This window comes from Mesorhizobium sp. LSJC285A00, from assembly GCF_000503155.1.
GTDB lineage: Bacteria > Pseudomonadota > Alphaproteobacteria > Rhizobiales > Rhizobiaceae > Mesorhizobium.
In genome coordinates, this window is the sequence record NZ_AYVK01000005.1 from 38,816 (window position 1) to 60,364 (window position 21,549).

At 63.8% G+C, this 21,549-nt stretch carries 21 protein-coding genes and 2 pseudogenes; 6 read left to right on the top strand and 17 right to left on the bottom strand.

All coding sequences use genetic code 11. The annotated features are described in order from the left end of the window. Positions 1-18: 18 nt before the first annotated feature. The 6 genes from X726_RS161870 to X726_RS161845 form a co-directional block, all read right to left on the bottom strand. Positions 19-939 (bottom strand): pirin family protein, encoded by a 921-nt coding sequence (locus tag X726_RS161870; RefSeq protein ID WP_023668431.1) that lies wholly within the window; start codon positions 937-939, stop codon positions 19-21. Between the two features lie 10 nt (positions 940-949). Further along, positions 950-1,216 (bottom strand): DUF2277 domain-containing protein, encoded by a 267-nt coding sequence (locus X726_RS161865; RefSeq protein ID WP_023668432.1) that lies wholly within the window; start codon positions 1,214-1,216, stop codon positions 950-952. 38 nt (positions 1,217-1,254) lie between these two features. After that, complete coding sequence (locus tag X726_RS161860; RefSeq protein WP_023668433.1) at positions 1,255-1,506, bottom strand: exodeoxyribonuclease VII small subunit; 252 nt, start codon at positions 1,504-1,506, stop codon at positions 1,255-1,257. Between the two features lie 3 nt (positions 1,507-1,509). Further along, positions 1,510-2,436: a histone deacetylase family protein gene (locus X726_RS161855; protein ID WP_023668434.1), complete on the bottom strand. Its 927-nt coding sequence runs from the start codon at positions 2,434-2,436 to the stop codon at positions 1,510-1,512. A 71-nt stretch (positions 2,437-2,507) separates the two neighbouring features. After that, on the bottom strand, positions 2,508-3,491 hold the full coding sequence (locus X726_RS161850; RefSeq protein WP_023668435.1) for a hypothetical protein: 984 nt from the start codon (positions 3,489-3,491) through the stop codon (positions 2,508-2,510). Between the two features lie 94 nt (positions 3,492-3,585). Next, positions 3,586-4,194 (bottom strand): TetR/AcrR family transcriptional regulator, encoded by a 609-nt coding sequence (locus X726_RS161845; RefSeq protein WP_023668436.1) that lies wholly within the window; start codon positions 4,192-4,194, stop codon positions 3,586-3,588. A gap of 118 nt (positions 4,195-4,312) precedes the next feature. On the opposite strand from X726_RS161845, the gene X726_RS161840 reads away from it, so the two are divergent. Continuing rightward, a complete protein-coding gene (locus X726_RS161840; RefSeq protein WP_031214674.1) occupies positions 4,313-5,536 on the top strand; it encodes an MFS transporter in 1,224 nt (407 codons plus the stop codon). A 324-nt stretch (positions 5,537-5,860) separates the two neighbouring features. On the opposite strand, the gene ribB is transcribed toward X726_RS161840, so the two are convergent. Both ribB and aroC read right to left on the bottom strand, forming a co-directional pair. Next, complete coding sequence (gene ribB / locus X726_RS161835) at positions 5,861-6,961, bottom strand: 3,4-dihydroxy-2-butanone-4-phosphate synthase (protein WP_023668438.1); 1,101 nt, start codon at positions 6,959-6,961, stop codon at positions 5,861-5,863. A gap of 74 nt (positions 6,962-7,035) precedes the next feature. Then, positions 7,036-8,155, bottom strand: a pseudogene (gene aroC / locus X726_RS01000000166685) (chorismate synthase). A 183-nt stretch (positions 8,156-8,338) separates the two neighbouring features. Here aroC and X726_RS161830 point away from each other — a divergent pair. Then, complete coding sequence (locus tag X726_RS161830; protein ID WP_023685405.1) at positions 8,339-8,593, top strand: DUF1344 domain-containing protein; 255 nt, start codon at positions 8,339-8,341, stop codon at positions 8,591-8,593. Positions 8,594-8,677: 84 nt separating this feature from the next. On the opposite strand, the gene X726_RS161825 is transcribed toward X726_RS161830, so the two are convergent. The 3 genes from X726_RS161825 to mddA all read right to left on the bottom strand — a co-directional run bounded on the left by X726_RS161825 (position 8,678) and on the right by mddA (position 11,092). Continuing rightward, positions 8,678-9,265 carry a histidine phosphatase family protein gene (locus X726_RS161825; protein WP_023668442.1) on the bottom strand — a complete coding sequence of 196 codons (588 nt, stop codon included), beginning with the start codon at positions 9,263-9,265 and terminating at the stop codon, positions 8,678-8,680. A 46-nt stretch (positions 9,266-9,311) separates the two neighbouring features. Next, entirely contained in the window at positions 9,312-10,133 is an 822-nt protein-coding gene (gene fabI / locus X726_RS161820; RefSeq protein ID WP_023727494.1) for an enoyl-ACP reductase FabI, read from the bottom strand. A 224-nt stretch (positions 10,134-10,357) separates the two neighbouring features. Beyond that, the gene (gene mddA / locus X726_RS161815; RefSeq protein ID WP_023668444.1) at positions 10,358-11,092 is read right to left on the bottom strand and encodes a methanethiol S-methyltransferase; all 735 of its coding nucleotides are present in this window, start codon (positions 11,090-11,092) and stop codon (positions 10,358-10,360) included. A 187-nt stretch (positions 11,093-11,279) separates the two neighbouring features. Here mddA and X726_RS161810 point away from each other — a divergent pair, with 187 nt between their 5' ends. Then, entirely contained in the window at positions 11,280-11,915 is a 636-nt protein-coding gene (locus X726_RS161810; RefSeq protein WP_023668445.1) for a TetR/AcrR family transcriptional regulator, read from the top strand. Between the two features lie 19 nt (positions 11,916-11,934). Here X726_RS161810 and X726_RS161805 read toward each other — a convergent pair whose 3' ends face one another. Beyond that, complete coding sequence (locus X726_RS161805) at positions 11,935-12,864, bottom strand: J domain-containing protein (RefSeq protein ID WP_023668446.1); 930 nt, start codon at positions 12,862-12,864, stop codon at positions 11,935-11,937. Positions 12,865-12,988: 124 nt separating this feature from the next. Next, positions 12,989-13,450: an RT0821/Lpp0805 family surface protein gene (locus X726_RS161800; RefSeq protein ID WP_023668447.1), complete on the bottom strand. Its 462-nt coding sequence runs from the start codon at positions 13,448-13,450 to the stop codon at positions 12,989-12,991. 28 nt (positions 13,451-13,478) lie between these two features. On the opposite strand from X726_RS161800, the gene pdxH reads away from it, so the two are divergent. Continuing rightward, positions 13,479-14,108: a pyridoxamine 5'-phosphate oxidase gene (gene pdxH / locus X726_RS161795; RefSeq protein WP_081725434.1), complete on the top strand. Its 630-nt coding sequence runs from the start codon at positions 13,479-13,481 to the stop codon at positions 14,106-14,108. Between the two features lie 8 nt (positions 14,109-14,116). Here the strand turns inward: pdxH and X726_RS161790 are convergent, their stop codons facing one another. Beyond that, complete coding sequence (locus tag X726_RS161790; protein WP_023709883.1) at positions 14,117-14,869, bottom strand: crotonase/enoyl-CoA hydratase family protein; 753 nt, start codon at positions 14,867-14,869, stop codon at positions 14,117-14,119. 31 nt (positions 14,870-14,900) lie between these two features. Then, positions 14,901-16,743, bottom strand: a pseudogene (locus X726_RS01000000166690) (acyl-CoA dehydrogenase family protein). A gap of 438 nt (positions 16,744-17,181) precedes the next feature. Here X726_RS01000000166690 and X726_RS161785 point away from each other — a divergent pair. Next, positions 17,182-18,291: a glycoside hydrolase family 25 protein gene (locus tag X726_RS161785; RefSeq protein ID WP_245272070.1), complete on the top strand. Its 1,110-nt coding sequence runs from the start codon at positions 17,182-17,184 to the stop codon at positions 18,289-18,291. A 3-nt stretch (positions 18,292-18,294) separates the two neighbouring features. Here X726_RS161785 and purD read toward each other — a convergent pair whose 3' ends face one another. Both purD and X726_RS161775 read right to left on the bottom strand, forming a co-directional pair. After that, positions 18,295-19,578 (bottom strand): phosphoribosylamine--glycine ligase, encoded by a 1,284-nt coding sequence (gene purD, locus X726_RS161780; protein WP_031214680.1) that lies wholly within the window; start codon positions 19,576-19,578, stop codon positions 18,295-18,297. Positions 19,579-19,711: 133 nt separating this feature from the next. Further along, the gene (locus X726_RS161775; RefSeq protein WP_023668454.1) at positions 19,712-20,506 is read right to left on the bottom strand and encodes a phytanoyl-CoA dioxygenase family protein; all 795 of its coding nucleotides are present in this window, start codon (positions 20,504-20,506) and stop codon (positions 19,712-19,714) included. Between the two features lie 91 nt (positions 20,507-20,597). Here X726_RS161775 and X726_RS161770 point away from each other — a divergent pair, with 91 nt between their 5' ends. Beyond that, positions 20,598-21,509, top strand: a complete 912-nt coding sequence (locus tag X726_RS161770) for a LysR family transcriptional regulator (RefSeq protein WP_023668455.1) — start codon at positions 20,598-20,600, stop codon at positions 21,507-21,509. Positions 21,510-21,549: the final 40 nt, after the last annotated feature.

A 21,549-nucleotide genomic window follows, 5' to 3' on the forward strand; every position in this document is an offset into this window, starting at 1 on the left:
ACGCGGGTGATGCTGACGTTAATTGTCCGGTAACGGAATGAACTCTTCCTCATCTCCAGGAACGATATCGAAGCGGCCCGTCTTCCATTCCTGCTTGGCCTGTTCGATGCGTTCCTTCGACGACGAGACGAAGTTCCACCAGATGTGGCGCGGAGAGCCGAGCGAAGCGCCCCCGAAGAGCATGAAATGGGCGCCGCGCTCGGACGACACGACGATCTCGTCACCAGGCCGGAACACCAGCAGCCGTTCGGCCGGAAAACGGTCGCCCGAAACCGAGACATCGCCGTGCAGCGTGTAGATGGCGCGTTCCTCGGCGTCGGCGGGAATTTTGACGCTGGCGCCGGGCGCCAGCCTCAGATCGGCGTAGAGCGTCTCGGTGTCGGCTCTTACCGGCGAGCGCAGTCCCTGGAAATCGCCGATCACCACGCGGCCGGAAACACCTTCGGCGTCGATCTCGGGCAGAAGGAGCGCGGCCGTGTTCTCGAACACCGGCGCCACTTCCTCCTTGCCGTCGGGCAAAGCCAGCCATGTCTGCAGGCCGGAGACCGACATCGGCGCGCCGCGCAGTTCTTCGGGCGTGCGCTCGGAATGGACAATGCCGCGGCCGGCGGTCATCAAATTCACGTCGCCGGGCTGGATGACCATCTCGGTGCCGAGCGAATCGCGGTGCCTGATATTGCCGTCGAACAGATAGGTGACGGTGGAAAGCCCGATATGCGGGTGCGGGCGCACATCCATCGCCTGGCCGGCGCGCAAGATCGCCGGCCCCATGCGGTCGAAGAAGATGAAGGGACCGACCAGCCGCCGCTTTGCCGTCGGCAGAGCGCGACGAACCTGGAAGCCGCCAATGTCCTTGGCGTTTGGAATGACCATGAGCTCGATCTGGTCGCTGGCGAAGGCATCGCCAGGCTCAGGGTCCTTGCCGGGGAAGAAACTCATCTGGATGTCCTCAGGCGAAGCGGAGCGCCGATTTGGCTTTTGCCTTGGCCGCCACCTCTTCACGATTGCGCGGATGATGCGTGGTTTCCAGCGAATGCAGCAATTCATGCGCCGATTCGGCGATCGCCTCGACGGCACGGTCGAAGGCTGCCTGGTTGCGCTGCGAGGGGCGCGTCGTTCCGCTCAGTTTGCGCACGAATTGAAGGGCGGCGTCGCGGATCTCGTCATGGGTCGCCGGCGGCTCGAAATTGAACAGGGTCTTGATGTTTCTGCACATGCTTGAACTCCTATCTGCTTTATGCCCGCCCCATTCCACTACTCCGCGTCGAGCGGCTCCGTTCCCACCGGTTTGCCATCACGCGACAGCCTGATCTTCTCGACCTTGTCTTCGGCCGCCTTCAGCAGCCGGTCGCAATGGGCCTTCAGCGCCTCGCCGCGCTCATAGATCTTGATCGATTGGTCGAGCGGCACGTCGCCGCGTTCCAGATCATCGACGATCTTTTCCAGCGCGTCGAGTGCCTGCTCGAAGCTCATCGCCTTCACGTCTTCATTTGCTTCGCCAGCCATACTTTACCCCTTCATCAGCCGCCCGACATGGGCGGCGACCGAAAATGCCAGTCCCTGCAGATCGTAGCCGCCCTCAAGCAGGCTGACGAGCCGGTTGCCGCTGTGGCGCCCGGCGCGTTCCAGCAACTGGCCTGTCGCCCAGTCGAAATCGTCCTCGCTGAGGTTGATCTCGGCCAGCGGGTCGCGATGGTGAGCGTCGAAGCCTGCGGAAATGATGATCAGATCGGGCGCGAAATTGTCGAGTGCCGGAAGGACGCGCGACAGCAAGGCATCGCGAAACATGTCCGAGCCGGTCTGCGGCGCCAGCGGCGCGTTGACGATGTTGCCGGCGCCGGTTTCGTTTTTAGCCCCGGTGCCGGGATAGAGCGGCATCTGGTGCGTCGAACAATAGAGCACCGAGGGATCGTCCCAGAAAATGTCCTGCGTGCCATTGCCGTGATGCACGTCCCAGTCGACGATGGCGACACGCTCGGCGCCGTGTTTCTTCTGCGCGTAGCGGGCCGCGATCGCCGCGGTGTTGAACAGGCAAAAGCCCATGGCCGTGGTCTTTTCGGCATGATGGCCGGGCGGACGCGCGGCGACGAAGCCATTGGCAACGCTGCCCTCGAAAACATCGTCGACGGCAGCGTTGGCCGCACCGATGGCAGTGACCACCGCCTGCCAGCTTTTCGGGCTGGCGCTCGTGTCGGCGTCGATCGAGGCAATGCCGCTTTCAGGGATCGCGGCGCGGACGCGGGCGACGAAATCCTCGGGGTGGGCGTAGAGGATTGTGGCCTCGTCGCCTTGCGGCGCCGTTACCCGATCGAGTGCGGTGAAGGCCTCGTCGTCGAGCACGCGCTCGATAGCGCGCAAGCGGTCCGGCCGCTCCGGATGACCGGGGGGCGTCAGATGTTCGAGGAAGATCGGATGGGTGTAGAGCCTGGTGACCATGACCCGATATAGGCGCGCCCGGCCGCTTTGACCATGGTTTGACGCCGCACCGCCCCGACGTTCAACAGGGATTACACCCCGGGCGCCGGCTGCGTCCAGCGCGAGCCGCCGAAGGAGGCCAGCGCCTTATCCCTGAGTTCCCTGAACTTGGACGACCCCTCGGCCAGCCGCTGGTCCCATTCGGCGTTCGGCACCTGGCCTTCGATGGTCTTGAAATAGACCTGCATCAGGCAGGCTATGGCGAAGGGTTCGATGAAGGCCGCCTTGAAGGCCCAGGCAAGGAGGATGGCGAGCACGAAGGCCCAGCCGCCGAGCTGCCCCGGAATGAACCACATGATGGCGGCGGCCGGCGCCAGCATCAAAAGGAAGATGACGAAGGACACACCCCACATGATGACCGCCAGCCAGACGGCGTTCTTGACCATGGTCTTGCCGTTCTGGGCATAGAGCACGACGCCTTGCCGGGCGGTTTCGAAGGGCGACGACGAGTTGATACGGATGTTGTAGCCGAGGATGATCTCGTCAACATAGGTCAGCGACAGGCGGATGACCGTATTGATGAAAGCGACCAGGCCGCCGAGGCCCGGAATGGGCAGGAAGGCGGCGATGCCGCCGATCAGGCCGGTGATGGCGCGGATGGCGCCCTTGACCAGCTGGTCGACCACGAAAAGGATGTTGGCCTCGGCGAAACGTTCCTTCACCACACCCTTGGCGTAGGCGATCTGGTCCTGGCCATTGGGAATCTCGCGGCCATCGATCAGATGGACCATGACGGCGATATGGCCGGCCTTGACGACATAGAGGATGTATTCGCGGATCCAGTACAGCGCGATCGAAACGACGCCGATGCCGACGATGCCGCCCCAGAGCGCAAAGGACAGCGGCCCGTCGGGATCGGTGGAGATGTGGCCGACGCCATAGCCGACGGAGGCGCCGCTGCCGGTCGCCACGATATAGGCGAGCGTGATGCCGAAATAGACGATCATGCGAAAGACGATGAATGGCCATGTCCTGATCATGATGGACACCGACCTGCCGATTTCGAAATCCCACATGCGCCCGAATCTCCCCTCAGAGATGGACGGCGAGGATGAACCTGGGCCGAAAATTGTCAATCTCGGCAAACGCCGGGGATCGGCTCGTGAGATTTCAGGCCGGATGCGAACCCTGCTTTTTGAGCAAGCCTTCGAGCAGTTGCTGGAAGGCCGCCACCACGGTCTTCGACGTGGCTTCGGGATCGTTCGAATTGGCGATGCGCTGCGCCGCCTGGCTGCTGGCGCCGTTGATCAGCCGTGCGGCGGTTTCGGGGTCGACGCCGGGGACGACCACCCCCTCCTGTTGCAAAGCGGTCAGATGATCGGTCATCGAGCCGACGCAGGCATTGGCGTTTGGCCATTGCGCCGGATCGCCGAGCACAGCCGGACCGTCGCGAAACATGATGCGCTGGATTTCCGGCTCGAGCGCCATCTTGATATAGGCCGTGCATTCGTCGACGAAACGCTGCCAACGGTTCGGCGCTTTCGACGCGATCTCATTGATGCGAACCGCCATCTCGCCGTCGATTTCGGCGATGACGGCCTGCAGCAGGCCCTTCTTGTCACCGAAATGATGGTAAAGCGCTCCGCGCGTCAGCCCGGCTGATGCGGTGAAATCATCCATGGACGCCTCGGCATAGCCGATCGTCCCGAAGGCACTGCGGGCCGCAGTGATCAGCTTGGCGCGCGTTTCGGCAATCATCTCCTTGCGGGGTCTGTGCATGGTTCTGGCCTTATTCACATACGCTTCGTATGCCAATTGACATACGCGGCGTATGGACTACCTATATTCATACGCATCGTATGTAATTGTCGAATTGGCCTTTGTCGAGGAACCAGCCATGCAAAACCCATACTCGGAAATCTTTCGTGCCCCTGGAGCCAAGGGGTTTGCCGCCGCGGGCTTCCTCGCGCGGCTGCCGATCGCCATGGCGCCGATCGGCATCGTGGCCATGCTCTCGCAGGCGCGTGGCGAATACTGGCTGGCGGGAGCTGTCTCGGCGACGTTCGCGCTGAGCAACGCTTTCGTGGCGCCGCAGATATCACGGCTGGTCGATCGCCTCGGCCAGACGCGGATCGTGATTCCGACCACCATCCTCACCGTGCTCGCCTTCGCGGTGCTGATTGCCGCAGCCAATCAGGACTGGCCGGTGTGGACGCTGTTTGTGTCGGCACTGGCGGCCGCCGCCATGCCCAGCATGCCGGCGATGGTGCGCGCGCGCTGGACCGAGATTTTTCGCGGCCGGCCGCAGATGAACACCGCATTCGCCTTCGAATCGGCGGCGGACGAACTCGTCTACATTGCAGGCGCATCGCTGTCGGTGGGCTTGAGTGCCGCTCTGTTCCCGGAAGCCGGTGTCCTGGTCAGCACGCTATTCCTCGCCCTTGGCTCGGCAGCCTTCATCCTGCAGCGTTCGACCGAACCACAAGTGCGGCCGGTGAATCATGTCTCGAGCGGCTCGGCAATCCGGCTCAGGCCGGTGCAGATCATCACCTTCGCCCTGATCTTCGTCGGCGCCACCTTCGCGTCGACGGAAGTGAGCACGGTGGCGATCACCAAGGAACTCGGCCAGCCGGGCGCCGCCAGCCTCGTCATCGGCGTCTATGCGCTGGGATCGTTCGTGCTCGGCCTCATCGTCGGTGCGCTCAACCTGAAAGCGCCGCTGCAGCGCCAGTTGGCCCTCGCGGTCGCCCTCGTTGCGCTCGGCACATTGCTGCCGCTCACCGCCGACACGGTGCCGCTGCTGGCGCTGACCGTTTTCATCAGCGGCGTGGCGATCTCGCCAACCTTCATCACCGCCTTCGGCCTGATCGAACGCCACGTGCCGGAAGCGATGCTGACCGAAGGCATCACCTGGGTGATGACAGGCATCGGCATCGGCATGGCGCTCGGTTCGTTTGCCGCCGGTGCGGTGGTGGATGAATTCGGCGCCCGCAACGGGTTCTGGGTCTCGGTGGCGGCCGGCGTCATCGCATTGGTCACGGTGTTGCTGGGCCAGCGCAGCCTGGCCACCCACACATGCGAGCTGGACGGATGCGACGCGGCCGCCGTTCCCGCGGAATAAGGACGCGGCCTGACGTTCGCTTTGGAGACCACCGCAAACGTTCGGACTTAGGTGAGGCCTCTGGCGTCGTCATCCACGGGCGAAGCGGGAGCGAAGCGGACGCGCAGACCCGAGGAGCCATTCCGTTACCGTAGGGTGCAGCGGAGCAGAATCCTGCACCGTTGCAACGCGTCGAAGTCGCGGCATGGATCCTATGGTCTGCGCCGCGTCGCTTCGCTCCTTGCTTCGCCATAGGATGACGAACGCGTGGATCCTTCAGCAAATCGCAGAAGCAGGCGACCTGCCCGCGCAATTTTTTCGGCAGCGTCGCTCTTGCGCGACGAACTAGATAATCTCGGTCTTGGCGATATGTATGCCAAAGCCTTCAAGCCCGACATAGTGGCGCTCGCGCGAGGCGATCAGGTTGATCGAGGAAATGCCGAGGTCCTTCAGGATCTGCGCGCCGAGGCCGATTTCGCGCCATTCGTTCTCGCGGCGGCGCGCCTCTTCGTGGTCCTCACGGTCGGCACTCATCGGCCGGTTGCGCTCCTGATGGGCGACGCCGACCGAACCCTCTCGGAGGTAAACGATGACGCCGCGCTTGCGTTCGCCCATCGCCTTCATAATGGCGTCGAGCCGGTGGCTGGTGCCGAACACGTCGGTCACCACATCCTCGGAATGCAGCCGCACCGGGACGTCCTCGCCGTCACGGATGTCGCCGAAAACGACCGCGACATGGTGCATGGAATCCCAAGGCAGCGTGTAGGTGAAGACCTGCGCCTTGCCGCCGAGTGTGTCGATTTCGGAGCAGGCGACGCGTTCGACCAGCGTTTCCTTGCGCTGCCGGTAGGCGATGAGGTCGGCGACCGAGACCTGCTTGAGGCCGTGTTCCTCGGCAAAGCTCGCCACCTGCGGGCCGCGCTTGACGGTGCCGTCGTCATTGACCAACTCCGAGATCACGCCAACCGGCGGCAGGCCGGCAAGTTTGCACAAGTCAACCGCGGCTTCGGTATGGCCCGAGCGCATCAGCACGCCGCCTTCCCTAGCGATCAGCGGGAAGATGTGGCCGGGCCGGACGAAATCCGAACCGCCGACATTGCCGTTGGCCAGGTTGCGCACGGTCAGCGTGCGGTCCTCGGCCGAAATGCCGGTGGTGGTGCCATGCTTGAAATCGACGCTGACGGTAAAGGCCGTGGTGTGGGCGGAATCATTGTCGGCGACCATCGGCTGCAGATTGAGCCGCTTGGCCTCCTCGCGCGGCATCGGCGTGCAGACGATGCCGGAGGTGTGACGGATGATGAAGGCCATTTTCTCCGGGCTGCAATGCACGGCGGCAACGATCAGGTCGCCCTCGTTCTCACGCCCGTCATCGTCCATGACGACGACGATCTCGCCGCGCTCGAAGGCGCGGATGGCTTCGACGATTTTCTTCTGATCGTATGGCATTGGCTCGCTTCGCTCGCAGGGAATAGGGGTTGGGCAGTAGGAGTTAGGGAAGGAAGGATGGGCTGGCCTATTACCTAATCCCTACTGCCTAATCCCCGGCCTGTCTGTCCCCGGTGCCGCAGATAATGGTCGGCGATTGCGCAGGCAACCATGGCTTCGCCGATCGGCACGGCGCGGATGCCGACGCAGGGGTCGTGGCGGCCCTTGGTCATGACGTCGACGTCGTTGCCGTCCTTGCCGATGGATTTTCGCGGCGTCAGGATCGACGAGGTCGGCTTGACGGCGAAGCGGGCGACGATCGCCTGGCCGGTCGAGATGCCGCCCAGAATGCCGCCGGCATTGTTGGACAGGAAGACCGGCTTGCCGTCATTGCCGATGCGCATCTCGTCGGCATTCTGTTCGCCGGTGATGCGGGCGGCTTCGAAACCGTTNGTTGCCGATCTCGACGCCCTTGACGGCGTTGATCGACATCAGGCCGGACGCGATGTCCTGGTCGAGCTTGGCGTAGATCGGCGCGCCAAGTCCGGCGGGCACGCCGTCGGCGATGATTTCAATAACCGCGCCCACCGAGGAGCCGGATTTGCGGATGCCGTCGAGATAGCTGGTGAAGACCGGAACCGAGGCCGGATCGGGGGTGAAGAACGGGTTTTCGGCGTCACCGATGAAATTCCAGTTCCAGTTGGCGCGGTCGATCGATTTTTCGCCCATCGAGACCAGCGCGCCGCGCACCACCATTCCGGGCACCACCTTACGGGCGAGCGCGCCGGCGGCCACGCGCGCGGCCGTCTCGCGCGCCGAGGAACGACCGCCGCCGCGATGGTCGCGCACGCCGTATTTGACTTCATAGGTGTAGTCGGCGTGGCCGGGACGGTACTGGCGGGCAATCTCGCCATAGTCCTTGGAGCGCTGGTCAACATTCTCGATCAGCATCGAGACGGGCGTGCCGGTGGTGATCATCGTCTCGCCGTCCTCGTCGAGGATGAAGCCGGATAGCACGTTCACCTCGTCCGGTTCGCGGCGCTGGGTCACAAAACGCGACTGGCCGGGACGGCGCTTGTCGAGTTCGGCCTGTATCTCTTGCCGCGTGAAGCGGATGCCGGGCGGGCAGCCATCGACCACGCAGCCGAGCGACGGGCCATGGCTTTCGCCCCAGGTGGTGACGCGGAAGAGATGGCCGAACGTGTTGTGAGACATGAATTTTAGCCCTGCCCGGCAGCGGACCGGATCAAAGGTGCGTTCTATTGGCGTTTTCCACAGCGGTCAAACTGTGATCCGGCGGTTTTAGTTTTGACACATTCGGTTGGTTTCTGCTCTCTTCCATCCGCCCGTTGAAAGCTCGCCGCCATCCGTGCAGGCGCAATGACAAAGAGGACGACGATGCGTACCCTGATTGGCGCTGCTGCCGCCATGTTGCTGATTTCCACCGCCGCCTATGCCGGCCAGACCGAAGGCCTGATCAAGAAGGTCGACAAGGACGCGCTGACGCTGACGCTGGAGGACGGTAAGTCCTTCAAGCTCAACGCCGAGACCGATCTCGATTCGCTGAAACCGGGCATGGATATCGTCATTGCCTATGACGTGACGAATGGCGAGAACGTCGTCACCGACATGGAACTGCCCGACACCGAGTAACACCGACATCGCACAGGCCCTTGCCGCTCGGCGGAGCCCTGCCCGGATAAACAGGACGGTCGTCCTGTTTTTATCTGCTCGAACCTAAAGCCAATCCAGACGCCCGTCCTGCAGCCTGAGCACCCGGTCCTGCCGCACTTCCAGGTTTGCCGCTTCGTGTTCGGAAACACCCTTGACCATCCGAAACAGGGTCCGCACGACGCCACCATGCGTGACGCAGACCGTCTGGCGGTCGAGCGCGTCGAACCACGGCTTCACCCGTTCGAGCAGCATCTGGTAGCTTTCGGCGCCCTCACCCGGCGGCTGGAAATTCCATTTGTTGCGCCGTCGCGCCTTCGCCGAGCCCGGCATTCGCGCATCGAGTTCGGCATAGGTAAAGCCCTGCCAGTCGCCAAAGTGCACCTCGACCAGACGCGGGTCGATGCGGTAGGCATCGGGATCGAGCTGCATCGCCAAGCGCAGCCGCTGCATCGTCTCGCGCGTCCGCTTCATCGGGCTGGCGACAAAGTCGAAATCCTCAGGATTCTGGATCAGTTCGGCCAGCCGCCGTCCATTGCGGGTCGCCTGCTCGCGGCCGAGCGCGTTGAGATCGGTGTCGGCCTGGCCCTGCAGCCGCGACTCGGCATTCCACTGCGTCTGGCCATGGCGCACGATGTAGACGAGCGGAACCATCAGGTCTTCCGGAAATCAGGACAGGCGGGCGGAAACCGCGGCAGAACTATTCCTTGACGGTCGAAATATCCGGCGCGTCGACCGCCTTCATGCCGACGACGTGATAGCCGGAATCGACATGGTGCACCTCGCCGGTGACGCCACGCGACAGGTCCGACAGGAAATAGACGGCGGAATCGCCGACTTCTTCCTGGGTGACGGTCTGCTTCAGCGGCGAATTGTATTCGTTCCACTTGAGGATGTAGCGGAAGTCGCCGATGCCCGAAGCAGCCAAGGTCTTGATCGGCCCGGCCGAGATGGCGTTGACGCGGATCTTCTTGCCGCCGAGGTCGACGGCGAGATAGCGCACGCTGGCTTCGAGCGCGGCCTTGGCGACACCCATGACGTTGTAATGCGGCATGACCTTTTCGGCGCCGTAATATGTCAGCGTCAGCAGCGAGCCGCCGTCGGTCATCAGCGCTTCGGCGCGCTTGGCAATGGTGGTGAAGGAATAGACCGAAATGTCCATGGTGCGCAGGAAATTGTCGCGCGTCGTCTCGACATAGCGTCCGGTCAGCTCGTCCTTGTCAGAAAAGGCGATGGCATGGACGAGGAAGTCGAGCTTGCCGCCCCAATGCTTGGCGACATTGGCAAACACCTCGTCGAGGCTCGCCGGATCAGTGACATCGCAATGACCGGCGACAAAGGCGCCCAATTCCGCAGCCAGGGGCTCGACGCGCTTCTTGAACGCCTCGCCCTGATAGGTCAGCGCGATCTCGGCGCCATGGTCGACGCAGGCCTTGGCGATGCCGTAGGCAATCGATCTGTTGTTGGCGACGCCCAGTATAAGGCCGCGCTTGCCGGCCATAAGGCCCTGTCCACCCGCCATGTCAGCGCTCTCCGAAAGATTTTCTGCTTTGGAGTGCCTATCGCACAGGCAGAAAGGCGCATCAAGCGCAGACGGGGCGCGCGTTCAATTCAGACACTCGGCGTGACAACGAATGGGGGATAATAACGTTGTTGTGAGATTTGAACGCCTCACTGCGGCCAGCGCGCCTTGATGGCCCAGGCCCGGCCGACCAGCCGAATCGGCTGGCCGGCAACGCATCGGCTCTATCCAGCCATTTTGCGCCAGGGAATGAGCATTCCCACCTGCTTGCGGTAGCTTCGGTACTGATCGCCGAACATCGCGACGAGATCGCGTTCCTCGAGGAAGATGCCGAGCAGGATGTAGCCGGTGCTGCCCACCGCGAACAGGAGATGGCCCCATGTCATGGACGGCGTCGCCCAGAAGGCCAGGAGGAAGCCGACATAGAGCGGGTGCCGGACCCATTTGTAGAACAGTGGCGTCCTGAACACGGGCGGCGCCGGTTCGCTCTTGCGCAAAGCGGCGAGAACCTGGCGCAGGCCGAACAGTTCGAAATGGTTGATCAGAAAGGTGCTGGTCAACAATACCGCCCAGCCGAGCCAGAACACGCCATGCATGACGGCGACCCAGACCGGGTTCTCGCCCGTCCAGACGAGACCGGGGATCGGCCGCCATTGCCAGTAGAGCAGCAGCAGGATGAGGCTGGCCAAAAGCACATAGGTGCTGCGTTCGGCCGCGTGCGGGACAATCCGTGTCCACCAGCGCTTGAAAACCGGCCGCGCCATGATGCTGTGCTGGGCGGCGAAAAGGCCGAGCAGCAGTGCATTGACGATGACGGCTTCGACCGGACTTCCAGCGACTCCGGAATCGATCGATTTCGGCACGACCATGTTGCCGACGAAACCGACCGCATAGAGAAACGAACCGAGAAAAATCAGGTATGCGGCAACGCCGTAGATAAGGGTGATTACGCCCGCCATGACTGCCCCTCCATGCAAGCATCAGGATTCGGTCGGTCGACCGAATTCAGCGTCAAAAACCATAAATTTTCTGACGAGTCAACTTGATCGGTCGCTCGACCGAGATAGAGTGGAGGGACGTCCAGCCCCGGACAGGAGAAGCTATGATCCGCCCAGATTGCACCGCTAACAGCGGCAGCCACGCCGCATGACGGACGCTGCCGAAGCCGTTACCCCGCCGCAGAACAAGCAAAAGCGCGACACGCGCGCCGAACTGATTTCGGCTGCCGAGTTATGCCTCCATCGAGGCGGTTATGCCGATCTGTCGACGCGCCGCGTTGCCGAGATCGCCGGCGTTCCGCTCAGCCAGATCCATTACCATTTCGGCTCCAAGGAACGGCTGTTCCTGGCCCTGCTCGACCATCTGAACGAGGGGCTGCTGAAGCGCCAGGCGAAAACCTTTGCGGCACCTATGCCGCTGTGGCAGCGCTGGGAGCGCGCTTGCGATTTCCTCGACGATGATCTGGCGTCCGGCTATGTCCGGATCCTGCACGAGATGATCGCGGCAAGCCTGTCGAGCCCCGAGATCGCCAAGGCGGTGCGCCGCGACCTGCGCGGCTGGTTCGAACTGCTGGACGGACTGGCGCAAGAGGCGGAGCGTCGGTTCGGCGGCCTCGGGCCATTCTCCGCCGCCGAAGTAACCAGCCTGGTCAGCGCCGCATTCCTCGGCAGCGAGACGATGATCCTGCTTGAGATCGAGAGCCCGCATGTCCCGGTGCGGCAGGCGTTGCGCCGCTTCGGCGAAACCATCCGGCGGATGGAGGAAGCAGCGCCCGGCAGTTAGCCAGCGAAGTCGAGCCGCGTCAGCCTTTGCGGCTGCGCATCAGCGCTTCGAGTTCGCTGTCGCCGCCTTCCGGCAGCATGATGCGGACATGGGCGTAGAGATCGCCATGGCCGCCGGCCTTTTCCGGCAAGCCCCTGCCCTTCAGGCGCAGCACCTTATCGGAGTTCGACCAGGCCGGAATGTTGACCGCCAGCCTGCCGGTCGGCGTGTCGACCGGCACCTTGGCGCCCAGCACCGCGTCGGCCAACGCTACCTCCAGATCGGCATGCAGGTCACGGCCCTCGATGCGGTAGCGCGGGTGCCTGCGGATACGGATCTTGACCAGCGCATCGCCCGGCTGTCCCGGCCCCTGCTCGCCCTGGCCCTTCAGCCGGATGGTCTGTCCGTCCTCGACATAGACCGGCAGCTTGACCGCAATCTTGCGGCCGTCGGGAAACATCGCCGTCACCTTTTCGGCGGTCGCTATCTCCTCGATGGTGACGTCGAGCGTGACGTTCAGATCGGCGGCGGTCGCCTGCTGGCGGCGGTCGCCTGTTCCGGCGCCGCGCGCGCCGGAAAAGGCGTCGCCGAAGATCTGGCTGAAAATGTCGCTGTTGCCGTCGAACGGATCGCCGCCCGGACGCCCCGATCGGAATTCGAAGCGCGAGCCGCCGGCGCCCTGCTGGCGGCGGAAGCCACCGAACGGATCGCCGCCGCCGGCTGCGCCCTCAAAGCCCTGGAATTTCGGCTTGCCATCGGCGTCGATCTCGCCGCGGTCGAAGGCCGCACGGTTCTTCTCGTCGCCGACGACCTCATAGGCCTGGTTGGCGGCGGCAAACCGGTCCTTGGCCTTGGGATCATTCGGATTCTGGTCCGGATGATACTTCTTGGCGAGCTTGCGGTAGGCCGATTTTATGTCCTTGGCCGATGCGTTCTTGGCAACGCCCAGCACCTCATAGGGGTCGCGCATGCGTCCTGCCCTGGAAAATGAGTTAAATCCACGTTGGCCCTTATATGCGCTCCCATAGGAAGAAATTCCAGTGGCGCGCAGGCTTATCGAGGCTGAAATTGCGGCGCCCGCAAACCCTCGAAAATCAGAGCGGCTTGAAGTCCTGCATGTGCCAGCCGCCGGCCGCGGCGATGCACAATTGGCCCTTGAACAAAGCGACGCCGTCGAAGCTTTCGCGCGAGGCGGTAAAGCTGCGGCAGTCTTGGCCGTTGTCCTGCACTTCGGCGAGTTCGGTGATGGAGCCGCGCGAGCCGGTGTCGGCATTCGCCCACGGCACGGCCTGGCCGCGAAGCTCCTCGATGTCGGCCGAAGACACCGCATTGCCGATCGTGGTCTGGTCGGAAGCGCTGTCGGCGTCCGCCGATGTCACCCTGGCCGGCGCGCTTGAGGTGACGATGGAACGATCGACCTCGGCCTTTTCCAGGCTGAAGCCGCCGGCGCCGCAGGCGGCAAGCGGCAGTGCGATAATCACGATCACGGCTTTCGAACTGGCCGAAGCGATAACGCTCCATTGCCCGCTGTCAAAAGCTTGCGCGATACGCGACAATCGGCAACCTCCTGAAGCTCGAGACAATTTGAGAAAAACTATGAGTGACACTGAGTTAACAAGTAGTGACTTTACCGAAGCCGCCGAGCCGTTCCGGCTCTTTGCTGAGTGGCTGGAGGACGCCAAGAAAAGCGAAATCAACGACGCCAACGGCGTAGCACTTGCAACCGTCGATGCCGACGGCATGCCGGATGTGCGGATGGTGCTGCTCAAGGGCTTCGATGAAAGCGGCTTTGTCTTCTACACGAATTTCGAGAGCGCTAAGGGCCGCGAGATTCTTGGCAGCATGAAGGCGGCGATGTGCTTCCACTGGAAATCGCTGCGCCGCCAGGTGCGCATACGCGGTCCGGTGGAGATCGTCAGCGACGCTGAAGCCGACGCCTATTACGCGACGCGGCCGCGCGGCAGCCGGATCGGCGCATGGGCTTCGAAACAGTCGCGGCCGCTGGAAAGCCGCTTTGCACTGGAGAAGGCGGTGGCCGAATACACGGCGCGCTACCCTATCGGCGAAATCCCGCGGCCAAAGCACTGGTCGGGCTTCCGCATCGTGCCGCAGGCGATCGAGTTCTGGCACGACCGGCCGTTCCGGCTGCACGATCGGCTGGTCTTTTCGCGCAACGCCGAAGGCGGCTGGGACAAGACACGGCTTTATCCCTGAGGAGAGGTTCAGGCCTTCTTGCGCGTCATGAAGGCCGTCAACGCGGCGCGCGCTTCGTCGGACTTCAGCCGCTCGGAGAAATGCTCGCTCTCCACCTTGATGCGGGCGACAAGCTCGTCGCGCGGGGCGCGCATCAGGTCACGCGCAATCTTCAGCGCCTGCGGCGGCTTGGCGGCGATCGCGCCGGCCGCGGCGAGTACCGCGGCTTCTAGCCCGCCCTCCTCGACCACCTCATAGATCAGGCCGGCGGCCTTGGCGCGTTCGGCGGAAAAACCTTCGCCGAGCCCAAGCAGCGCGAAGGCGCCCTGCCTGCCGAGGATGAGCGGCGCCAGCAGGCTGGAGCCCGCCTCCGGCACCAGGCCGAGGTCGACGAATGGTGTGCGGAACACCGTGCGCGGCGTGGCGAAAGTCAGGTCGCAATGCAAATTGAGCGTGGTGCCGATGCCGACGGCAATGCCGTCGACGCCGGAGACCATCGGCTTCTCCGTTTTGGCCAGCGCCATCAGGAAGTCCCAGACCTCGTTGCCGCCTTCACCGCCGGTGGCGATGACCAGGAAATCGGCGAGATCGTTGCCGGAAGAGAAGGCGCCTGAAACACCGAGGAAGACATGGACGCGGACCGCCGGATCGGCATCGCCATCGGCCAGCGCCTTGGACATTGTCGCGTACATGGCGCGCGTCAGTGCGTTCTTCTTGTCGGGACGGTTCATGCGGATGATCTGGATGGCGCCCTGGCGCTCGACGAGAATATGGTCTGTCACGGTCATTCTTCCCTGGTGAGCGCTCTGGTATTCAGGCCGTTATCAGCGCCTTGCCGGCGGTAGCGAGGCTCTCGGCGCCATCGATGACGCGTTCCTTCAAGGCGCTGACTTCGCCGAGCAGGTTTTCGGCGAAAAAGCGGCAAAGGGCGATGCGGCTCTGCTGGGCAAGTCCGCCACGCGCCAGATAAGCGCCGCCGGCAGCAAGCGAGATCAGCCTGAGATAGGGGGTTGCACCGGCTTGCGCTTCGTCCAGACGGCCGTCGGCCAGCAGCTTCTGCAGGAAGCGCGTCGCCTCGGTGAGATCGTCGAACGCCTGGTCAAGCGCTTCGGCGGTGCGGCCGAAGCCCTGCAGGTTCGAGGTCCGCACCTCGTCGGCGATGGCCTTCAGTTCGGCGATATAGCCATGCACATGCTCGCCGCCGCCAAGCGGCAATTTGCGGGCTACAAGGTCGATCGCCTGGATGCCGTTGGTGCCTTCATAGATCGGCGCAATGCGGGCGTCGCGATAGAGCGCGGCCGCGCCCGTCTCCTCGATGAAGCCCATGCCGCCGTGGACCTGGACGCCGAGCGATGCGACATCGACGCCGATATCGGTGGAAAAGGCCTTGGCCAGCGGCGTCAGCAGATTGGCGCGATCGCGCCAATGCGCGGCCTCCTCGCCTGTCGACACACGCGCGAAGTCGATGGCATAGGCGCAGGAATACGAGATGGCGCGGGCGATCTGGGTCAAAGCCTTCATGGTCAAGAGATTGCGCTGCACGTCGGGGTGATGGACGATCGGCGCCATCCCGGCGCCTGAAAAGTCCGATGCCTTGCCCTGGCGGCGCTCATTGGCATAGGCGATCGCCTTCTGCGTCGCGGCTTCGGCCACTGCCACGCCCTGCATGCCGACGCAAAGCCTCGCGTTGTTCATCATGGTGAACATGCAGGCGAGCCCCTTGTTCTCCTCGCCNCTGCATGCCGACGCAAAGCCTCGCGTTGTTCATCATGGTGAACATGCAGGCGAGCCCCTTGTTCTCCTCGCCTATCAGCCAACCGATGGCGCCGGGCGCAGCACCCTGGAACCCGTCGCCATAGATCATGGTGCAAGTCGGCGAGGCATGGATGCCGAGCTTGTGCTCGAGGCCGGAACAGAAGACGTCGTTGCGGGCGCCGAGCGAGCCGTCATCATTGACCAGGAATTTCGGCACCAAAAACAGCGAGATGCCGCGCGTGCCGGCCGGTGCGTCGGGCAGCCGCGCCAACACCAGATGGATGATGTTGTCGGTGAAATCATGCTCGCCATAGGTGATGAAGATTTTCTGGCCGAAGATGCGGTAGGTGCCGTCGCCGGCAGGCTCGGCGCGACTGCGCAAGGCGGCGAGATCGGAACCGGCCTGCGACTCGGTCAGGTTCATCGTCCCCATCCACTCGCCGGAGACGAGCTTTGCCAGATACTTTGCCTTCAGCGCTTCGGAAGCATGCTTGTCGAGCGCCTCGACGGCGCCCATGGTCAGCGTCGGGCCGATGCCGAAGGCCATGGCGGCGGAGTTCCACATCTCGAGCGCGGCAACGCCGAGCATGGTCGGCAGGCCCTGGCCACCAAATTCTTCCGGCCCCGACAGCGCGTTCCAGCCGCCGTCGATCCAGTTGCGGTAAAGCGCCTTCCAACCGGGCGGCATGGTCACGGCTGCATCCTTCAGCACCGCACCGTGCTGGTCGCCGATCTTGTAGAGCGGCGCCACCTCCTCGCTGGCGAAGCGGCCGGCCTCGGCCAGGATGGCGTCGACAAGGTCTTCGCCGAGGTCCCCGAACGCGCCGCTGTCGAGTGCCGGCTTGAGCCCGGCGACATGCTTGAGCGTGAACGAAATGTCGTCGACCGGGGCCTTGTACATGCCGCTTCTCCTCCGCTGCTCCGATCGCTCGATCCTAGGACCCGGGCCGATGCAAAACCATCCGCCTCTGGGCGGCCTCCGACCTTCTTTTTACGTAAACGTCAAACTTTGTCACGCGAATTTTGTAGCGAACTCCGTCGTCCAGGGTGGAGCGGGAGCGTAGCGGACGCCGAGTACCATGTCGCGACCTCGCGCCAGGGGTGCAACGGTGCAGAATTCTGCGCCGTGGCAACGCTTCGAAGTCGTGGAATGGATTCTATGGTCTCCGCCGCGTCGCTTCGCCATAGAATGACGAAATCGCGAGAGCGACAGGACTCCTGCCCGAAAGCACTTCCTTAACCATACCGGTCCACCATCGGTATTTGGTCAGCGGGGATCCCCTGTTTGAAAACGCCGGCGCATCTTCTTCGCCGCTCAGCTATCGCTCTCGCGGCGATGATGGCGCTGATGTCAGCGGCTACAGCCTCGGACTTTTCCGAGCCTTGGCGGGATGGCGATCGCGCGCTGGTGGTCGACGCCTATGAATACAATTCCATCGACTGGGCGCAGCTTGCCACCGACAAGCGCATTGTCGGCTTCATCAACAAGGCCTCCGACGGGCTGCCGCCGCCCTATTTCTGCTTCGGCGACGAGATTGCGGTCAAACTCTGCAAGACGCTGTGGAAACGCTTTGCGGTGACGCGCGAACTGTTCCAGACGCGCAAGGTGGTGGCCAAGGCGCTCGGCCTGAAATGGGGCGCCTATCATCTTGCCCGCCCCGGCAATCCGCTCGAGCAGGCCAACAGTTTCATCGATTTCGCCGAGCCAGCCCCTGACGATCTGCTCGCCCTCGATCTCGAAGGCAACGACCCCTCGCAATGGATGTCACTCGATGATGCCGAGGAATTCGTGCGCCAGGTGCACCGGCGGCTCGGCCATTTCCCGATCCTCTACACCAACGGCAAGACCGCCCAGTTCATCGCCGACAACCGCTATCGATACCGGCTCTTGTCGCGGCTGCCGCTCTGGTATGCGCGCTACAAGCCCGACATCGACGTGCATTTTCCGATGGGCAACTGGCAGGGCTATGCGCTGTGGCAGTTTTCGGCGCAGGCCAATTGCGGACGCCTGCGCTGCCCGTACCGGGTCGCCGGCACGCCCAACGACATCGACGTCAACGTCGCGCCGATGGACGCGGCGGCACTGCGCCAGCAATGGCCCTTCGGCGGCCTGATCGACGTGCCGCCCGACTACCTCGCCTCGATACCGGTGCCAGTGTCGCGCGCGGCCGGGCTCGCCGGAAAAGTCACCATCACCTATGCCGATGTGGCGACGCCACCGACGGTCGAGGAGATGGTGGCGGTGCTGGGCGCGCGCTGGCAGACATTCCGCGCTGCCTTCCGCATGCCGGTGGTCAAGACGGTGCCGCGCCGCGCGCGCTTCGGCATTGCCGAGTATGTCGCCTGGAAGCGGACTGCGTATCGTTCGGAGGCTCTGCTCGAGGCCGCCTTCTCGCAGGCCGCCGACTCGGTCAGCACCGCTTCGACGGAACTCGTTCGCGAGCGCTGAGGCTCAGGTGGCGCTGGCTTTCTCCCGCGCCACCGCCTGCCAGCCTATGTCGCGGCGGCAGAAGCCTTGCGGCCAGTCGATGCGGTCGAGCGCGGCGTAGGCGCGGCTCTGCGCTTCGCCGACCGTCTTGCCTGACGCGGTGATGTTGAGCACGCGGCCGCCATTGGCGACCAGCGCGCCGCCATTGATGGCGGTGCCGGCGTGGAAAATCTCAACACCATCACCGGCCGCCTCTTCCAGCCCGCGGATGACCGAGCCTTTTTCCGGCGTCCCGGGATAGCCCTGTGCCGCCATCACCACGGTCAGCGCGGCATCGTCGCGCCAGCGGATCGAACTGTGCGCCAACTGGCCGTCGACGGCGGCGTTGAGCAGCACCAGCAGATCGTCCTTCAGCCGCATCATCAGCACCTGACACTCGGGATCGCCGAAGCGGGTGTTGTATTCGATCAGCTTCGGCCCCTTGTCGGTGATCATCAGCCCGGCAAACAGAATACCAGCGAACGGCGCGCCAAGCTCGGCCATGCCGCGCATGGTCGGCTCGACGATCTCGCGCATGGTGCGCCCTACCATTTCGGGGCTCATCACCGGCGCCGGCGAATAGGCGCCCATGCCGCCGGTGTTGGGGCCGGTATCGCCATCGCCGACGCGCTTGTGGTCCTGCGCGGTGCCAAAGGGAAGTGCGGTCGTGCCGTCGCACAGGCAGAAGAAACTCGCCTCCTCGCCGGTCATGAATTCCTCGACTACTACCTCAGCGCCGGCGTCACCGAATGCGCCGTCGAAACAAGCATCGAGGGCGGCGCGCGCCTCGTCCAGCGTCATGGCGATGGTGACGCCCTTGCCGGCAGCGAGCCCGTCGGCCTTGATGACGATCGGCGCTCCCACCTTTTCGACGTAAGCCTTGGCCGCAGCCAGTTCGGTGAAGCGGCCATAGGCGGCGGTCGGGATGCCGTATTTGGCGCAAAGGTCCTTGGTAAAACCTTTCGAGCCTTCGAGCCGCGCTGCCCGCTTCGATGGACCGAAGACGCGGATGCCCTGCTCACGCAGATCGTCGGCAATGCCGGCGACCAGCGGCCCTTCCGGCCCGACGACGACGAGATCGATCGCATTGTCCTTGCAGAAGCTGGCAACAGCGGCATGGTCGGCGATGTCGAGCTTGACCAGTTCGGCCTCGTGGGCGATGCCCGGATTGCCGGGCGCGGCATAGAGCCTGGTCAAAAGCGGCGAGGCCGCGATCTTCCAGGCCAGGGCATGTTCGCGGCCGCCGGAGCCGATCAACAAAACGCGCATGCCGATGTCCCTTGTCATTTCACGACAGGGACTGCGCTATTGCCCCGGGCGGCGCGGGTCAAGAGTTTTACCTTGCGCCATACCGGTTGCGCACGGGAACGTCGCGCCGAGAGCACGGCGTCCCCGGCCGGTATCAGCTCTGGAAGACGACCGGGAACCAGTCCTCGCGCAGTTTCTGGCCGGGCTTCATGTCATGGCCGGCATAGGGCGGCGAGGTACGGCCGGGGCGCTCGACATAGTGCGCATCGTCGCCGACCCAGCGCAGCGACAGCGCCCGGCGCCGCGCCGCGGTCGGATTGCCGCGCGCACCATGCGCGGTGCGGAAGTCGAACAGGATGGCGTCCCCCGGTTCCATCTCCCATTCGAGCACCTTCAGCGACGGGTCCTTGTCTGGATCCGGCACGGGGAGGTAGTCGCCCTCGCCGGCATAGAAATTGCTGTCATCTAGCCAGCGCACCGGCAGGATCATCTTGTCCCATTTGTGCGAGCCGGCGATCAGCCGCAGCGTCGCTTCCTTGACCGGATCGATCGGAATCCAGAAGCTGACGGTCTGGGTGCCATCGACGAAGTAATACGGGATGTCCTGGTGCCAAGGCGTCGGCTTTTGCGTGCCCGGTTCCTTGACCAGCACATGGTCGTGGAAGAACTGGGCGCTGCGCGACTGCATCGCCGCTGCCGCGAGTTCCGCGGCCGGGGAATTGCGCACCACGTCGACGAATTCGGGAATGCGCTCCCAATTGCAGTAATCGTCGAAGAAGCTGCCCTTGCCGTTGGCGATGTCCGAAGCCGTGGCGCTGCGGTTTTGCATGTTGCGCTCGATGCCGGCGGCGATGGTGCCGACCCAGTCCTTGAAGGCGCCGCGTATGCAGACCGCGCCGTCGCGCTGGTAGTCGGCAATCGCTGCGGCATCAATATGTCTGGCGGCCATCTCATGTCTTCCCTGTTTCGATGACCGACTATCGCAGCCGCCGCACATCGCGTAAAATAATAACTTCTCATCTCTCTTATAGTTTTAGACTATGAATCTGACCCTCACCCAGCTGCGTTACCTCGTCGCCGTCGCACGGCATGGCAGCGTCACCGCGGCCGCGCGGATGCTGAACGTCTCACAGCCGTCGATCTCGGTGGCGATCGACAATGTCGAAGCGACGCTCGGCCAGAAACTGTTCGTGCGCCAGCGCGGCAGCGGCATCGCGCTGACCTCGTTCGGCCGCAGCGCGGTGGCGAAGGCAAAGCAGGTGCTGGCCGAAGCGGACGAACTGGTTGGGCTCGGGACGCGCGACGCCGATGTCGGGGGCGAACTTGTGCTCGGCTGTTTCGAGGATCTGGCGCCCTATTTCGCGCCGGCGCTGATCCGCGCTTTTTCGCAACGCTGCCCGGCGGTCACCGTGGTGGTCCGCGACGAGACCTTCGAGACGCTGGGCCGGCGGCTCGGCGATGCAGCAATCGATCTCGGCCTGACCTACGATCTCGGCCTGCCCTCGCACTTCGCCCGCATCCTGCTGCATGAACTGCGGCCACACGCGCTTCTGCCGCAAGGCCACGCACTGGCCAGCCAGGCGAGCGTCAGCCTGGCGGAGCTGGCGACCCATCCCTTGATCACCACCGACCAGCCGCATAGCTGGCAGCATATGCTGGACCTGTTCCTCAGCCGCGGCCTGTCGCCGGTCTCGCAATCGACGGCGAGTTCGTTCGAACTGCAGCGCAGCATGGTCGCCAACGGCTTCGGCGTCGCGGTGAGCTACACCAGGCCTTATGGCGACAGGAGTTATGACGGGCTGCCGCTGGTCTGCAAGCCGCTGTCCGATCCGCTGCCGATGCAGCGCATCATCCTCACCCATGACACAAGGCAAAGGCTGTCGAAGGCGGCGCTGGCCTTCACGGAGGTGGCGAAGGAATGGTTTGCCAGCCACGATATTTTCACCGCCTGAGCGACAATGCGGCCGCTTGACGGGGCACGCCGCTGCTGCC

Bases quoted from the DNA above. Each gene is read 5' to 3' on its own strand.
- X726_RS161830 (WP_023685405.1), top strand. From the start codon at position 8,339: ATGCGTACCCTGATTGGCGCTGCTGCCGCCATGTTGCTGATTTCCACC.
- X726_RS161855 (WP_023668434.1), bottom strand. From the start codon at position 2,436: ATGGTCACCAGGCTCTACACCCATCCGATCTTCCTCGAACATCTGACG.
- X726_RS161770 (WP_023668455.1), top strand. From the start codon at position 20,598: ATGAATCTGACCCTCACCCAGCTGCGTTACCTCGTCGCCGTCGCACGG.
- X726_RS161870 (WP_023668431.1), bottom strand. From the start codon at position 939: ATGAGTTTCTTCCCCGGCAAGGACCCTGAGCCTGGCGATGCCTTCGCC.
- X726_RS161850 (WP_023668435.1), bottom strand. From the start codon at position 3,491: ATGTGGGATTTCGAAATCGGCAGGTCGGTGTCCATCATGATCAGGACA.
- mddA (WP_023668444.1), bottom strand. From the start codon at position 11,092: ATGGCGGGCGTAATCACCCTTATCTACGGCGTTGCCGCATACCTGATT.
- X726_RS161810 (WP_023668445.1), top strand. From the start codon at position 11,280: ATGACGGACGCTGCCGAAGCCGTTACCCCGCCGCAGAACAAGCAAAAG.
- X726_RS161840 (WP_031214674.1), top strand. From the start codon at position 4,313: ATGCAAAACCCATACTCGGAAATCTTTCGTGCCCCTGGAGCCAAGGGG.
- X726_RS161860 (WP_023668433.1), bottom strand. From the start codon at position 1,506: ATGGCTGGCGAAGCAAATGAAGACGTGAAGGCGATGAGCTTCGAGCAG.
- fabI (WP_023727494.1), bottom strand. From the start codon at position 10,133: ATGGCGGGTGGACAGGGCCTTATGGCCGGCAAGCGCGGCCTTATACTG.
- ribB (WP_023668438.1), bottom strand. From the start codon at position 6,961: ATGCCATACGATCAGAAGAAAATCGTCGAAGCCATCCGCGCCTTCGAG.
- purD (WP_031214680.1), bottom strand. From the start codon at position 19,578: ATGCGCGTTTTGTTGATCGGCTCCGGCGGCCGCGAACATGCCCTGGCC.
- X726_RS161785 (WP_245272070.1), top strand. From the start codon at position 17,182: ATGGCGCTGATGTCAGCGGCTACAGCCTCGGACTTTTCCGAGCCTTGG.
- X726_RS161865 (WP_023668432.1), bottom strand. From the start codon at position 1,216: ATGTGCAGAAACATCAAGACCCTGTTCAATTTCGAGCCGCCGGCGACC.
- X726_RS161825 (WP_023668442.1), bottom strand. From the start codon at position 9,265: ATGGTTCCGCTCGTCTACATCGTGCGCCATGGCCAGACGCAGTGGAAT.
- X726_RS161845 (WP_023668436.1), bottom strand. From the start codon at position 4,194: ATGCACAGACCCCGCAAGGAGATGATTGCCGAAACGCGCGCCAAGCTG.
- X726_RS161805 (WP_023668446.1), bottom strand. From the start codon at position 12,864: ATGCGCGACCCCTATGAGGTGCTGGGCGTTGCCAAGAACGCATCGGCC.
- X726_RS161775 (WP_023668454.1), bottom strand. From the start codon at position 20,506: ATGGCCGCCAGACATATTGATGCCGCAGCGATTGCCGACTACCAGCGC.